The sequence below is a fragment of the Paenibacillus sp. RUD330 genome (assembly GCF_002243345.2).
Classification (GTDB): domain Bacteria; phylum Bacillota; class Bacilli; order Paenibacillales; family Paenibacillaceae; genus Paenibacillus_O.
The window spans coordinates 4,360,893-4,373,787 of sequence record NZ_CP022655.2 but is presented as its reverse complement, the minus strand read 5'-3'; the positions used below and the strand labels follow the sequence as shown (position 1 = coordinate 4,373,787).

At 61.0% G+C, this 12,895-nt stretch carries 15 protein-coding genes; 5 read left to right on the top strand and 10 right to left on the bottom strand.

Going from position 1 to position 12,895, the window contains the following annotated elements; translation table 11 throughout:
• Positions 1-124: 124 nt before the first annotated feature.
• Both CIC07_RS20095 and CIC07_RS20090 read right to left on the bottom strand, forming a co-directional pair.
• The gene (locus CIC07_RS20095) at positions 125-1,774 is read right to left on the bottom strand and encodes a bifunctional ADP-dependent NAD(P)H-hydrate dehydratase/NAD(P)H-hydrate epimerase (protein ID WP_076353524.1); all 1,650 of its coding nucleotides are present in this window, start codon (positions 1,772-1,774) and stop codon (positions 125-127) included.
• 198 nt (positions 1,775-1,972) lie between these two features.
• Positions 1,973-2,137, bottom strand: coding sequence for a DUF1328 domain-containing protein (locus CIC07_RS20090; protein ID WP_048746322.1), 165 nt, complete (start codon positions 2,135-2,137; stop codon positions 1,973-1,975).
• 377 nt (positions 2,138-2,514) lie between these two features.
• Between CIC07_RS20090 and CIC07_RS20085 the strand changes: the two genes are divergently transcribed.
• Both CIC07_RS20085 and CIC07_RS20080 read left to right on the top strand, forming a co-directional pair.
• Complete coding sequence (locus CIC07_RS20085; protein WP_076353526.1) at positions 2,515-3,111, top strand: DUF948 domain-containing protein; 597 nt, start codon at positions 2,515-2,517, stop codon at positions 3,109-3,111.
• 135 nt (positions 3,112-3,246) lie between these two features.
• Positions 3,247-4,404 carry a PP2C family protein-serine/threonine phosphatase gene (locus CIC07_RS20080; protein ID WP_076353528.1) on the top strand — a complete coding sequence of 386 codons (1,158 nt, stop codon included), beginning with the start codon at positions 3,247-3,249 and terminating at the stop codon, positions 4,402-4,404.
• 79 nt (positions 4,405-4,483) lie between these two features.
• Here the strand turns inward: CIC07_RS20080 and CIC07_RS20075 are convergent, their stop codons facing one another.
• The 7 genes from CIC07_RS20075 to CIC07_RS20045 form a co-directional block, all read right to left on the bottom strand.
• Positions 4,484-4,693: a hypothetical protein gene (locus tag CIC07_RS20075; protein ID WP_076353530.1), complete on the bottom strand. Its 210-nt coding sequence runs from the start codon at positions 4,691-4,693 to the stop codon at positions 4,484-4,486.
• Positions 4,680-5,036, bottom strand: a complete 357-nt coding sequence (locus tag CIC07_RS20070) for a YxlC family protein (RefSeq protein ID WP_076353532.1) — start codon at positions 5,034-5,036, stop codon at positions 4,680-4,682. The genes CIC07_RS20075 and CIC07_RS20070 overlap by 14 nt, the downstream gene beginning before the upstream one ends.
• Complete coding sequence (locus tag CIC07_RS20065; protein ID WP_076353534.1) at positions 5,023-5,580, bottom strand: sigma-70 family RNA polymerase sigma factor; 558 nt, start codon at positions 5,578-5,580, stop codon at positions 5,023-5,025. The genes CIC07_RS20070 and CIC07_RS20065 overlap by 14 nt, the downstream gene beginning before the upstream one ends.
• Before the next feature lie 144 nt (positions 5,581-5,724).
• Positions 5,725-6,951 carry a magnesium transporter CorA family protein gene (locus tag CIC07_RS20060; RefSeq protein ID WP_076353536.1) on the bottom strand — a complete coding sequence of 409 codons (1,227 nt, stop codon included), beginning with the start codon at positions 6,949-6,951 and terminating at the stop codon, positions 5,725-5,727.
• A 149-nt stretch (positions 6,952-7,100) separates the two neighbouring features.
• Positions 7,101-7,883, bottom strand: coding sequence for a sigma-70 family RNA polymerase sigma factor (locus CIC07_RS20055; protein ID WP_094248204.1), 783 nt, complete (start codon positions 7,881-7,883; stop codon positions 7,101-7,103).
• The gene (gene rsbW / locus CIC07_RS20050; RefSeq protein WP_076353538.1) at positions 7,880-8,341 is read right to left on the bottom strand and encodes an anti-sigma B factor RsbW; all 462 of its coding nucleotides are present in this window, start codon (positions 8,339-8,341) and stop codon (positions 7,880-7,882) included. Before rsbW ends, CIC07_RS20055 begins: the two co-directional genes overlap by 4 nt.
• A gap of 37 nt (positions 8,342-8,378) precedes the next feature.
• On the bottom strand, positions 8,379-8,699 hold the full coding sequence (locus CIC07_RS20045) for an STAS domain-containing protein (protein WP_021880239.1): 321 nt from the start codon (positions 8,697-8,699) through the stop codon (positions 8,379-8,381).
• 200 nt (positions 8,700-8,899) lie between these two features.
• On the opposite strand from CIC07_RS20045, the gene CIC07_RS20040 reads away from it, so the two are divergent.
• The 3 genes from CIC07_RS20040 to CIC07_RS20030 all read left to right on the top strand — a co-directional run bounded on the left by CIC07_RS20040 (position 8,900) and on the right by CIC07_RS20030 (position 11,525).
• Positions 8,900-9,055: a hypothetical protein gene (locus CIC07_RS20040; protein ID WP_021880240.1), complete on the top strand. Its 156-nt coding sequence runs from the start codon at positions 8,900-8,902 to the stop codon at positions 9,053-9,055.
• Positions 9,056-9,156: 101 nt separating this feature from the next.
• A complete protein-coding gene (locus CIC07_RS20035) occupies positions 9,157-9,699 on the top strand; it encodes a general stress protein (protein WP_076353540.1) in 543 nt (180 codons plus the stop codon).
• Between the two features lie 275 nt (positions 9,700-9,974).
• Positions 9,975-11,525, top strand: coding sequence for a DHA2 family efflux MFS transporter permease subunit (locus tag CIC07_RS20030; RefSeq protein WP_076353544.1), 1,551 nt, complete (start codon positions 9,975-9,977; stop codon positions 11,523-11,525).
• 55 nt (positions 11,526-11,580) lie between these two features.
• Here CIC07_RS20030 and CIC07_RS20025 read toward each other — a convergent pair whose 3' ends face one another.
• Positions 11,581-12,804 carry an NAD(P)/FAD-dependent oxidoreductase gene (locus CIC07_RS20025; protein ID WP_076353546.1) on the bottom strand — a complete coding sequence of 408 codons (1,224 nt, stop codon included), beginning with the start codon at positions 12,802-12,804 and terminating at the stop codon, positions 11,581-11,583.
• Positions 12,805-12,895: the final 91 nt, after the last annotated feature.

Sequence of the window (12,895 nt, the reverse complement as noted above, 5' to 3'; positions counted from 1 at the left end):
TGTATGCAGTATATGCAGACGGTCAAGGATATGCGCCTATGGACGGGGCTTGTGAGCGGAGAATAAGCGAAGGCAGGCTGCCCCGGAATCGAAGCCTGGCAAGAATCCCAATTCTTCTGCAGGCCTACAGATGCTCGATCAGATCTCCGGCGATCAGGGATGCCGGGGATCGGCGCGCGGCTGCGGCGCGGTCTCCCGCCGCACCATGGCGCCAGACCCCTAGAGCGGCCGCGGCTGCCGGGCTCTTCCCTTGGGCGAGAAGACTGCCGATGATGCCTGCGAGCACGTCGCCGGTGCCGCCGGTCGCCATGCCGGCATTGCCGGTCGGATTCACGAAGCAAGTGCCGTCCGGAGCCGCGATGACGGTGCGGACTCCCTTCAGCACAAGCGTGACTCCGTGCTCGAACGCATATCGCCCGGCTGCTTCGATGCGGCTTCGCTGCACTTCTTGCGTAGACCATCCGGTCAGCCGGGCCATCTCGCCGGGATGCGGGGTGAGGACGGCGCCGCCCTGGCGGCGGGGCCAGGAAGCGAAGTCCTTTTCTGCGGCGAGATGGTTCAGCGCATCGGCATCCAGCACGATCGGCAGCGATTCCGGCAGAGCTTGCCACAGCCGGCGCAGCCAGCCGGAAGGAAGCTTGCCGAGGCCGGGGCCGATGACGAGCGAGTCCATCTCCGCCGCTGCGGAAGCGAGCGCATCGGGATCGACATCCTGCCAGCCGCCGCTGCCGCCATCCTCCAGTGACGCCAGCATCAGCTCCGGCCGAAGGCCGATGACGGCTTCCGCCATGCGGTCCGGCAGCGCCCATGTGACGAGTCCGGCTCCCGCACGCAGGGCTGCGGCGGCGCAGAGCAAGCCGGCCCCGCTCATGAGCCTGCTTCCGGCCGCGGTCAGCACATGGCCGTACGTCCCTTTGTTGCTGTCGCCCTCGCGCCGGTCATCGGGCTCCTCCCCCAGCACATTGCGCAGCACAGGCTCCGACAGCATATGGACGGACGGCAAGTCCAAGGCCGCAGGATCGAGAGCGGCGCCGATCGGAGCGACGAGGACGGAGCCGGCCATTCCGGCGCCTGGATATTGAGCAAGGCCGATCTTGGCGAGGCCGAAGGCGACGGTAGCCGAAGCCTGGATGCATGGATCCGACACGGCGCCTGTATCCGGCTCGACGCCGCTCGGCAGATCGGCTGAGACGATCGGCAAGCCGCTGCCGTTCGCTTCGCGGATCAGCGAGGCGACGGGCTCGCGGAGCGGGCCGGAGACCGTACCGGTACCGAGCAGGGCATCCACGATGCCTCCGAACCCGTTCCATTCGATGGCGCCCGGCTCGTACACCCGTTCGTCCGGCTGCAGGGCAGCCGGAAGCTTGTGCAGCAGCCGGCGCTGGCGGACGGCTTCCTCGTCCAGCTGCTCGGGAGGAGCAGAGTAGACGATGCGCACCGGCAAGCCGAGAAGCGCCAGATGCCTGGCTGCCGCCAAGCCGTCGCCGCCGTTGCGGCCCTTGCCCGTCAGGACGGCCCATGGCTGCGCCTCTCCGCTGAGGCGCCGGCTCATCGTATGGTCCCCCGGCCGGCGGCTGGAGCCGCCGCCTATGTCCGGGCTTCCCGGCAAGAGCCGCGCATACGGCCCTTCAAGGTCATGCCCGAGAACGAATCGGCATACCGCCTCGGCCAATGCGCGCCCGGCGTTCTCCATCAGTGCCGCCGCCGTCAGGTGGCCTCCCTCCATCGCTTTTTCTTCCAGGCGCCGCATTTGCTGCGCGGTTGCGAGATTCACCGTTCATCTCCTCCTTCTGATAGGCTGCTGCTTCTACAGCAGTCTTACCCCAGTTCGGATTCCTTCAATAGAAATCCTTGCTCCGGCACGCAAAAAAAGCCTCCGCTTCCCGAAGGAAGCGAAAGCTTTCCAGCGTAGGCTCGTCCGGGATCGGACGGGCTCCGGCTTGCTGCTGCTTATGCCGTTCGCGCTGCCCCGTTAAGGGGTTGTTCTCCGGCCCGTAATGAGCGAGATGACAAACAGGATCAGGAAGATGAAGAAGAGGACCTTGGCGATGCCTGCCGCTGCGCCGACGATGCCGCCGAAACCGAAGATTGCCGCCACGATGGCGATGATAAGGAAAATAACTGCCCATCTTAACATGGGATTCACCGTACCCTTCATAGGTTAGTTTACGGATTCGACAGCCGGCCAGGACTGGATGCCTGCCCTTCTGTCAAACCCGCCGGACGACTGTGCCGTCCGCTGTTGTAGCAGTATTAACCGAGCCTGCAGGGGTCGAAACAACAGAGGGCAAGCCTAAATTTTCCTACATCTAGTACGCGATATGGCGAGAGAGCAGGGCGGGTGGCGCGGCATACGCCTGGAGGCCAGAATGGATATTTTCTTCATAGAGGGAAGGGAAGGAGGCCGCCGCGGATAGGAGAGAGGAAGAAAACGGATTGATTGGATCGGCTGCCTGACGGGTAAAGACGTAAAAATCAAGCGGGCAGTCGCATGACCGCCAAGGAGGAAATGAAATGAGCATGATCTTGGAGATCAGCGTACTGATTATCGCCCTTTCGATCGCCGTTCTCGTCGGATTTCTGGTTCAGACGCTGCGCAAAGCCCAGCATTCGCTGGAAGCGGCAAGCGGAGCGATCCGCGAGGTGCAAGGGGCCGTCAAGGAATGGAAGGGCGATGTGGATGCCCTCGTCGTGAGCGTCAAGGATCTGACCAATCAGGTCAACCACCAGATCGATGCCGTCGATCCGTTGATGGCTTCGGTTCGCGAGGTCGGCAAGACGGTGCATGAAGTGGCGTCGGCCGCGCGGGAGTTCTCCTCCGGCTGGACAAACAAGCTGCGCCGCAAGGCGCATGAGTCGGCCGTCCATGCTCAGCTGGAGGAAGGCGCGGCAAGCGCGGCGGCCGCATCCGAGAAATCTCTTGACGGCGCGGCTGCCGCTTATGCCGGAACGGCGGTCCCGCTGCGGTCCGGCACGCCGGCGACGGGAGAACGCCCGTCCAAGGTTCCCGTTCTTGCGGATGAAACTTCTTCTTCTCCGGCATGGGTAGGCTGGCTGGATGTAGGGATTCAAGCGGCGCGTCTGCTTCGTGCAGGCAAGAGCAAGGCGTAGGCAAGCGGCTGGCCGGCGGAAGGCTTCCGCAACTGGACTTTATCGGCTACATGGGCTACCATTAGGACAGAAAAAAGGCGGCAGGGGGACAAACCTTCCTGCTTTTGCCATGATTTCCGGGGAGATTACATTAACATGCGCATAGTAGTAGTAGACGACAACGCGATGAATATAACGGTCGTTCAGGAAATGCTCAAGCGGGCCGGATACCGGGATATCCGGGCAGCCTCCTCGGGCATGGAGCTGTTCTCGATTCTCGGCTTGTCCGAGACCGGGGAAGAGATGCGCGAAGGCGCGCCTGATCCTGGCGTCGATCTGATCCTTCTGGATATGATGATGCCCCGCATCGACGGCATTGCGGCATGTCTGGCCATTCAGGCATCGGAGCGGCTGCGGGATATTCCGGTCATCATGGTCACGGCCATGGGGGACTCCAAGAAGCTGGCCGAGGCGCTCGATGCCGGAGCGATCGATTACGTCACCAAGCCGATCAACCGGATCGAGCTGCTCGCCCGGATCCGCGTGGCGCTGCGGCTCAAGCAGGAGAAGGATTGGCATAAGGAGCGCGACAGGCGCATCCGGGAGGAGCTTCAGCTCGCGAAGGAAGTGCAGTCGGCCGCATTGCCTGCCCGCCTGGAGGAAAGCGGCATCCGGATCGACGCGCTCTATCAGCCGTCCGAGGAGCTCTCCGGCGACCTCTATGCGTGGAACCGGATCGATGAGAACCGCTACGGCATCGCCGTCATCGATGCGATGGGCCACGGGATCTCCTCCTCTCTCGTCTGCATGTTCATCGCTTCCGTCCTGCGGGACGCGATGGTGACGAGGGTGGAGCCGGTCAGCGTCATGGAGGAGCTCAACCGGCGGGCGCTGCAGCTGCAGTTCGCCGATCAGCTCATCCAGTATTACTTCACGGCTCTCTATCTTGTCGTGGACCTGGCCAGCGGCACCGTCGAGTATGTCAATGCGGGCCACCCGCCGGGCATCCTGGTCCGCTGTGATGCCTCCCTTCCGCAGGAAAGGCTGTCCGGCGGAGGCATGGCGGTCGGAATGTTCGAGGATGTCTCCTTCACCAAGCATGTCCTGAAGCTGCAGCCGGGCGATCAGCTGCTGCTGTTCACCGACGGCCTGCTCGAGCTCGTCACCGGCCCGGAAGAGAGCCGGCTGGATACGCTGCTGGACCATCTGGCCGGCGCGGTGCGCCATACCGGATCGCTGCAGGAGCTGGTGGGCGGAGAAGAAGGACTGGACCGGCCCGATGACTGCTGTCTGGTCCGGATTCAGATCAGCTGACGGCTCATGGCTTCAACTGAAAAAGGCTGCGAGCCTGTCATCCGCGGATGGCGAGCTTGCAGCCTTTTTGGCATCCCGTTCAGCGTTTCTTGATCCACTTGTACCAGACGAAGTAGACGAGAAGGGGAGTAGGGAAATGAAGAAGACCCCAGATTCCCCAAAACCAGCGGTTGCGGCCCCGGCGCCCCGCATCGATGAACAGCCAGGTGCTCTGGGCCAGCAGCAAGGCGAAGAGGAGAATCCAGACATAGATCGAAACATCGCTGATGGATGGGTTATTCCTGCTCATGGGCGGTCGCCTTTCTTCCGGAAGCAAGCTTGAGCACGCAAGCGGCAGCCGCTCCGACGGTAACGAGGAGCTGGGCGGCGAGATAAGGGACGAGCGCGAACGCAGCCGCGCAGAATACAGCCCCCAGCACGAGGGCGGCGACGCCCCAAAACAGGAGGAGATCGCGGAGCAAAGCCTGGCGCTGTCTCGCCTGGACGGTCCGTACAAGCCCCTCCAGCTCGCTCAGTCCGGGATTCCCTTCCTCCGGCAGCTCCCGGTCCATCTGCCGCAGCTCGCGGACAAGCCTCGCTTCGACATCCGCCGACATGTCGTCCGCCGCTTCCTTCCCATCAGATTCCTTCATGGACTTCCAGCTCCTTCCGCAGGCGGGCGAGGCCGTGATGGACGCGCGACTTGGCCGTCCCCGGCGATACGCCTGACATCGTTCCGATTTCTTCGTACGAATAGCCGTAATAATGCTTGAGCAGCACCGCGGCGCGATGTTCCGCCGACAGAGCCTCCAGCGCCTCGAGCAGCTCGATGGACAAGCCGGGACAGGATTGCTGCAATCGCAGCCTTTCGGAATCCCGATACGCCCTCAGCCAGCGGATCCTCCGGTCCTGCTTGCGCCTGTCGTCGAGAAACGCATGGGTCGCTATCTGCAGCAGCCAGGTCGTGAACTTTGCTTCCGCCCGATAGCTCCTGATGCCTTCGATGGCGCGGATGGCCGTTTCCTGAGCGAGATCCTCGGCATGAGGCAGGCTCAGCGTAAGCTTGATCAAGTATTTTTTCAAAAAGGGATAATGCTCGTGAAGCAGCGAAGCCAGCGCATCCGGATTGCCCTTGCGTGCGAGAGCTTCCCGGCTGCCGAGAGGAGTGTCCGCAGCGAGCTTGCTTGAATCCGTCATCTTCGTTCCATCCTGATCCTCCGGCGTTTTTTGGCCCGCATCGGCTTATTTGTTGTCGGCAGTTTAATATTTGTCGCCTGCCGGCGGCGAAACGTTCACCGGGAATCAAAAAAAGAATAAACGCTTTGCATCGCGCAAAGAGGTTTATTCTTCTTCGGATGGAGACCCCGGATAAGGCCGCCGGCTTCGCCCGCCCGCGGAAGGCGCCTTCCGGGACTTGCGGCGTCGGCGGCGCTCGGGAGCCCGTGCGGCCGATCTGGAATTCGGCAAAGCCGAGGAATCGCCAGAAGGAGCCGAAGGGCGGTCGGTGAGCAGATCGCCGGTCCAGCCTTTGTGCCAGAGCCAGGCATAGAGGGCGCAAGTCACGGCGACGACGGCGGCGCACATGATGATGAAGCCCCACTCGGAATTTCTGCCGGGCAGATGGAGAAAGTTCACGCCCCACAAGGTTCCCGCGATGGTGGACGGAACGAACAGGGCGGTGAAGATGGTCAGCGTCTTCATGATGTCGTTGCCGCGGAAGTTCGCGATCGCATCGTCCATGGCGATCAGCGTGTCCATCTCCGACGTGTAATGGGTCAGCAGCGAGTCGATCCGCTCCAGCTTGTAGCTGAGCCGCTGGAAGGAGGCCGACTGCACGATTCCATCCATGAACGCTTCCTTGGCGGCGTCATGCACTTCGCGGACGGGGAGGAACAGATGATTCCAGTGAAGCAGGTCATGGCGACGCTCGAAGATGACGGGCAGCAATGCGGTCCGGTTGCGGTTATGCACCGCATTCTCGAGTCCGGTCAGCCGCCGCTCGAATTCGTCGAGGCCGCTGTGGAACACCTCGAGCGCGGCGCTCAGCAGCACCGCGAAGCCTTCGGGAGCGGTGGCGCAGCGCTCCAGCGAATCGGACCAGGCGGATGTCTGCAGCCGCAGCGGCAGACGCAGATCCTCATGCCAGGTGACGAGGCGCGATTTCTGCAGCCAGAAGTGGAGGGGGCGGGTGTCGCGCCCTTGCTCCGACAGCTGGATCATCAGCGTGCCGGAGAGGATGGAGACGCCGCCGCTCTCCTCCGTGTACGAGACGAGGTTGTGGCGGCGCTCCGAGGCTTCCCGGATCCACGGGCTGCAAAAAGGAAGCTCTCCGCACAGCCTGGCCGTCTGCTCGGCTCGGCCTTCCTCGGCCGCAGCCTCCGCCGCAGCCTCCGCCGCAGCCTCCGCTGCGGCCGAGGGGCCGGAAGGGGGCGCAGCTGTTCGCGACTTGCGGCTTCCGAGAGGAGGAGGAGGCGCTTCATCCGTGCTTCCCGACGCGGCGGAATCCCGCTGCTCCTGAATGATATGCCATTCCCAGCCTGTCGCATAACGGAGCATGCGGTGAATCATCGGCGCGCCTCCTTCCATGATGAATCGATCTTCAACATCATACCCCGAAGAGGTGCGGCTTACAACCGGACTCCGGGCAAGATGAAAAAACCGCATCCGGCAAGCCGGATGCGGCCAGTGAAAGACGATATGAGAACACGAGGCGCGGATCAGGCTTCGTCATAGGCTTGACCGTCTTCCGACAGGAGCCGCTTGAGCTTGTCGATGGCTCTCCTCTGAATGCGCGAGATGCTCATCTGGGAGACGCCAAGGCGATCGGCGATGAGACGCTGCGGAATGCCTTCCTCGAACGCGAGCATCAGCACCTGCTGCTCCTCGGGCTTCAGCTGCTGGAGAGCGGCCTGCAGATCCATCTTCTTGTCGACGGAGTCGAAGTCGTCCGCCTGCGAGCCGATCAGCTCGCCGAGCGTCGTCGTGCTCTCGTCCTCCGATATCGGGGTATCGAGTGAAATATAATGGTACAAGTCGCGGCCGCCGAGTATTTCCAGCGTCTCCTCGGTCGTAAGCTCCATCCGCTCCGCGATCTCTTCTACACGGGGAGACCGCTCCAGGCGTATGGTCAGCTCGTCGATAGCCTGCTGGACGGCAATCCCTTTTTCCTTGATCCGGCGCGGAACCTGAATATACCAGGACTTGTCCCTCAGATAGTTCTTCATATGGCCGATGATGCTTTTCATGGCATAGGGCTCGAACTGCACCCCCATCGAAGCGTCGAACTGGGCGAACAATCGGAGCAGGGCCATCTGGCCTACCTGATACAAGTCTTCGTATAGATCGGGCCGATTCCGCGCGATTTTGCCGGCTGCCATCTTGACCATCGGTTCGTAATGGGTGATAAGCAGCGTAGCCGTATCGTTGTTGGGATTGCTTTGATATTCCAAAATCAAGGCCGTGCCCGCTTGCGGCGATTGGCTAGCCGGGTTCATGGTCATGCCAATTCCCCACTTTTTACCAGACGTTTGGTAAGAACGACCTCCGTCCCGATCTCGCTGCGCACTTCAACCTCATCCATAAGCGCCTGCATCAGGTAGAGGCCGAGTCCTCCCGCCTGAATATCATGGATGGACTTGCCATGCAGAGGTTCAGCCTTCTGAGCGACGGAAGCGGCATCGAAGCTGGCTCCTTCGTCCTTGACGATGATCGACAGCGCATCGGGGGTGCGGACGAAACGGATCTCCATTTCGCCAACTCCGTCCGAGTCCGCATGCCCCGCGTAAGCATAGAGCACAGCGTTGTTGCAGGCTTCGGATACGGCGACCTTCATATCTTCGATTTCTTCATATGTGAAGCCGACTTTGGTCGCGACTCCGTACAAGGTAAGACGAATCAGATCCAGATATTCGGATCTCGCCGGGAGGCGTAGAACAATTCTTTCTTCTGCAGGATTCATATCTTTTTTCGGTCCTTTCTCGGCGCAGGCGGAATTCTTAGGATTTGGTCAAAAAAGGAGTGATTCCGGTCATGTCGAACAGCTTGCGGATACCCGGAGGAATGGCTTCGACCTCGAAGGGTGCGTTCTTGGCATGACGGGCCTTGAGCACGGAGACGAAGATGCCGATTCCCGTACTGTCGATATATTTAAGGTCGCTCAGGTTAAGGATGAGCTCGCGGTCGGTCAGCTCCATAAGGGGAGCCATGGCGGCTCTGAGCTGGGACGCGGAGTCAAGGTCAAGCTCTCCGCTCAGGTAGACGATGCAGCGTCCTTCCTGAGTTTCGGTGCGCAGTTGGAACTTCTCGTTCTGGTTCATAGATCCCTCTCCTGATTAAGTGTCATGACAAAAATGATTTCATTAAATGCTCATACAGGACAATTAACCTGTCCGTGGATGTCTGAAACAGCTTTGAACCGGTTCATCCTGAAATATATTCTTTCCAGCGGCGGTTTTTCCTTCCAGGGGCATGGGTAATGATCCCTAAGCGAAATCGCAAGCGAAGGGAGGAACCGCACATGGATAACCGCAACGTACAGGTCGAAGAGCGGCATGTCGAGCATAAATCGGACTCCAGCATGGTGGCGGCCACATTCATCAAATACGCCGCCTACATCATCATTTTCTTCGGAGTGCTGTACTTCTTGATCCGCTATATCATCCCCATGTTCTGAACCGGTATGCGCCATGACCCGGCGGGGTCCGCATGGGACGGACACCGCGGGGGAATAGTGAGAACAGGTGTTGAAATTCCGAATTGAAGGAGGAAGTCAGAATGAGCAAGACGATCGCTGTTTTCGACAATCAGGAAAATGCCGTCAAGGCGGTTCAGGCGCTCCGCAGTGGAGGATTCGCGCCGGAAGAGATCAAGGTTCTCGGACGCGACCGAGACTCGATCCGCTTCATCGAATCCGATACCGATGTCCATGCCGACGAGCTGCAGGACATCAAGGAAGCACGCCGCAACGACTCGGGAGCTTACCCGCTGGATCGAACGGGCTTTGTCGTCGGCGCCGCGCCGTTCGGCGGCAATACCATTTCCAGCGGCGGAGCGCCGTTTTTTGCCGGAGGATACGTGCTTGCCGACGATGTCATCGGCGGAGATTCGCCGTTCGAGTCGATCTTCAAGGAGCTTGGGCTGAGCGACGGTCTGGCCGAGAAGGCGAGAGACGCCGTCGCCGAAGGCGGAATCGTATTGATCGCCGATCGCAAGGACGGGTCGGACAGCGTCTACGAGGCGGATGGTCCTTCCCAGGATACGCTGGCCGGAGCCGAGACGATCTTCCGTTCCAATGGCGCCACGACGATCCTGACCTAAAGAGCCCTATGAATGCGATGCAGCCGCCTGCGGGCGGCTTTTTTGCGTTCGATCCGATTCGCATTTATATAGAAGAAACAGCCCTTCAGATGCTGTGCGGGGTCAAAAACGAGCCTAAACGGAAGCAGGAGGCCTCTTTTGCGGACAATAGTCCGGTAGGCGGCGGCTCAGCCGGTTTGACGCTCCAAACGTTTTAGAAGTAAAATTTAATTCAATGAGTTAATTTCCGGGACATAGCCTGGATATAGAGAGAAAGCGAGAGTGGTGAAAACCGTATGAGTACCGCAAGTCCAACCGCCGCTGGAGGAGCAGCCGGATTCAAAAGAGCTCCCCTGGTAGCTGCATTGATTATAGGAGCTTTTGTGTCCCTGCTCAACCAGACGCTGATCAATGTCGCCCTGCCGCAAATGTCCGAGGATCTGGGCATCACGACGAACACGGCCCAGTGGCTGACGACGGGCTTCATGCTCGTCAACGGCATCCTCGTTCCGCTCAGCGCCTACTTGGTCGCCCGTTTTTCGACGAGGCTGCTGTTTATTTTATCGATGGTTCTGTTCTGCATCGGCACCGTCGTCTGCGCCGTCGCGGGAGGGTTCCCGGTCCTGCTGACGGGCCGCCTGATCCAGGCCGCCGGCGCCGGCATCCTGATGCCGCTCATGAACGTCGTGTTCCTGACGATCTTCCCGGTCGAGAAGAGGGGCCAGGCAATGGGTATGATGGGCATCGCGATGATTTTCGCGCCTGCCGTCGGCCCGACGCTGTCGGGATGGGTCATCCAGCATTACAGCTGGCCGGTGCTCTTCTACATCGTCCTGCCGATCGCTCTCGTTTCTCTGGTTCTCGGCATTTTCCGCATGCGCAACGTGCTGCCGCAGTCCAAGCCCGTTCTTGACTACTGGGGCGTCGTTCTGTCGACAATCGGCTTCGGCGGCCTTCTGTACGGCTTCAGCGAAGCCGGCACGAAAGGCTGGGACAGCCAGCTCGTCCTCTGGATGCTCATCATCGGGGGCGTCAGCCTGGTGCTGCTCGTATGGCGCCAGCTCGTCATCAAGAACCCGATCCTGGAGTTCCGCGTCTTCAAATTCGATATGTACACGCTGACGACCATCATCAACATTCTCGTGACGATGGCCATGTACGCCGCGATGATCCTGCTTCCGCTGTACCTGCAGAAGATTCTGGGCTTCACGCCGATGAAGGCGGGCCTGCTGCTGCTCCCCGGCGCGATCCTCATGGGCATCATGAGTCCGGTCACCGGCATCATCTTCGATAAAGTCGGAGCCCGCTGGCTGGCGGTCACCGGCCTTGCCATCACGGTCGTGACGACGTTCGAATTCAGCAGGCTGACCGACAACATGAGCTACACACATCTGATCTGGCTGTACACCGCCCGGATGTTCGGCATGTCGATGCTCATGATGCCGATCATGACCGCGGGCTTGAACCAGCTCCCGAGGCGGATGATCGCGTACGGCACGGCGATGTCCAACACCTTGCGCACCGTTGCCGGAGCTCTCGGCACGGCGCTGCTCGTATCGATCATGAGCAGCAGCGCGAAGAGCAAGGGCGCCGAGATGATCACCGCCGCCGGACTTGATCCGAAAGACGCGGCGAACGCCAAAGCGATCCAGCACATCACTCAGGAAGCGACGATCCACGGCATCAACCTCGCCTTCCTGGTGGCGACCTGGATATCCGCGGCCGCGCTGGTGCTGGCGTTCTTCATCCGCAAGACACAGCCGCATGTCGAGGTGACCTCGACCCCGGATAGCTCCGCGAAGCCTGCAGGCTCCGCCCAGACTCCGGCGGCGAGCTCGCAGCAATAAAGAAAAGCAGAAGAAGCCTCCCTTGACCGTTCGCGGGCTAAGGAGGCTTCTTTCGTCATATTCTGCCCGGACGGTCAAGGGCGACAAGATCGGCCAGCGGATGCTCGGAGCCGAGGATGAGATCGCGGAGAATGCATGCCCCCATCATGCTGTATACGGTTCCGTTTCCCCCGTAGCCGAGGCAGTAGTAGACGTTCCTCCAAGCAGGATCGCGGCCGATGAAAGGAAGATTGTCCAGCGATTCTCCGAAAGCCGCGCTCCATTCGTATTCGAGCGTGCTGTCCAGCATGGGAAACATGGAGGCGAGGCGGCGGGACAGCTTGTCCATCCGGCGCAGGCGCTCCTGCTCGTCATGGACGGGAGCGGCCGCCGGCTCGTCCAGGCCGCCGATGACGACTCTCCCCTCGGGAGTCGTGCGGACGTACAGGTAAGGGCGGGCCGTCTCCCAGATCATCATGCGCTCGTGCCAGGCGGAGAACGATGGCTGCACCGGCGTGACTCCGGCAAAGGAGCGGTTGATTTCCGCTTTGAGGAGCTTTCCCCTCAGCTCTTCGGGCTCGTAGCCGACGGCGTAGACGACATGCTCGGCGTCGACGATCGCTCCGGCTGCCGTTTCCAGCCGATGGACTCCATCGGAGCCGGTCGCATGCCGCGCCACCTCGCTCCCTTCATAGACGGCCGCTCCGTGCGCGCACGCTTCTGCGGCAAGGGCATGGACGAGGCGGAAAGGGTTCACTTCCGCATCGCCACGGGTCACGACTGCTCCGGGACCGGAAAAGGGGAAGCGGGACCGGATATCCTCGGGACTCCAGTAATCGACGGAAAAGCCGGCTTCATGCAAGGCTTTGTACTCCGCCTGCACGCCCGCAAGATCCTCTTCCGTGGAAGCGAGGTAGAGGCTGCTGCGGCGGCGGAAGCCGGTGTCCGCCGGAAGCGAGCCTGCCACCAGGGCGAGGCGCTCCACCGAATCCTTGCATGCGCGGTAAAAGCGTACCGCATCCTGCTTGCCGATCTGTTCCATCAGGCGGCAGAGCATGATGTCGTTGGAAAACTGCAGCAGGCCGGTATTGGCCGCGCTGCTTGCTCCGGCTACGGAATCCCTTTCCAGCACGCAGCAAGAGATGCCGCTCCTGGCAAAGAGAAGCCCGCACAACGCGCCGGACATGCCGCCCCCGATGATGGCGGCCTGCACCTTCGCATGGCCCTCAAGGGCGGGATAGGAAGGGACGGCAGCGAGCGTATGCGGCCAGTACAGATTTCCCGCGTGATGGTCTTTCATAGTGGCGCACCTCCCGGCTTAGTATGGAGCGTTCACCCTGAATTCATGAGGGCAAGCCAAAAAGCGGCGCCGTCCATCAATGATGGACGGC

Excerpts from the sequence above, each read along its gene's own strand:
- CIC07_RS20090 (WP_048746322.1), bottom strand. The coding sequence starts at position 2,137 with ATGTTAAGATGGGCAGTTATTTTCCTTATCATCGCCATCGTGGCGGCA.
- CIC07_RS20085 (WP_076353526.1), top strand. The coding sequence starts at position 2,515 with ATGAGCATGATCTTGGAGATCAGCGTACTGATTATCGCCCTTTCGATC.
- CIC07_RS20080 (WP_076353528.1), top strand. The coding sequence starts at position 3,247 with ATGCGCATAGTAGTAGTAGACGACAACGCGATGAATATAACGGTCGTT.
- CIC07_RS20075 (WP_076353530.1), bottom strand. The coding sequence starts at position 4,693 with ATGAGCAGGAATAACCCATCCATCAGCGATGTTTCGATCTATGTCTGG.
- CIC07_RS20070 (WP_076353532.1), bottom strand. The coding sequence starts at position 5,036 with ATGAAGGAATCTGATGGGAAGGAAGCGGCGGACGACATGTCGGCGGAT.
- CIC07_RS20065 (WP_076353534.1), bottom strand. The coding sequence starts at position 5,580 with ATGACGGATTCAAGCAAGCTCGCTGCGGACACTCCTCTCGGCAGCCGG.
- CIC07_RS20060 (WP_076353536.1), bottom strand. The coding sequence starts at position 6,951 with ATGATTCACCGCATGCTCCGTTATGCGACAGGCTGGGAATGGCATATC.
- CIC07_RS20055 (WP_094248204.1), bottom strand. The coding sequence starts at position 7,883 with ATGACCATGAACCCGGCTAGCCAATCGCCGCAAGCGGGCACGGCCTTG.
- rsbW (WP_076353538.1), bottom strand. The coding sequence starts at position 8,341 with ATGAATCCTGCAGAAGAAAGAATTGTTCTACGCCTCCCGGCGAGATCC.
- CIC07_RS20045 (WP_021880239.1), bottom strand. The coding sequence starts at position 8,699 with ATGAACCAGAACGAGAAGTTCCAACTGCGCACCGAAACTCAGGAAGGA.
- CIC07_RS20040 (WP_021880240.1), top strand. The coding sequence starts at position 8,900 with ATGGATAACCGCAACGTACAGGTCGAAGAGCGGCATGTCGAGCATAAA.
- CIC07_RS20035 (WP_076353540.1), top strand. The coding sequence starts at position 9,157 with ATGAGCAAGACGATCGCTGTTTTCGACAATCAGGAAAATGCCGTCAAG.
- CIC07_RS20030 (WP_076353544.1), top strand. The coding sequence starts at position 9,975 with ATGAGTACCGCAAGTCCAACCGCCGCTGGAGGAGCAGCCGGATTCAAA.
- CIC07_RS20025 (WP_076353546.1), bottom strand. The coding sequence starts at position 12,804 with ATGAAAGACCATCACGCGGGAAATCTGTACTGGCCGCATACGCTCGCT.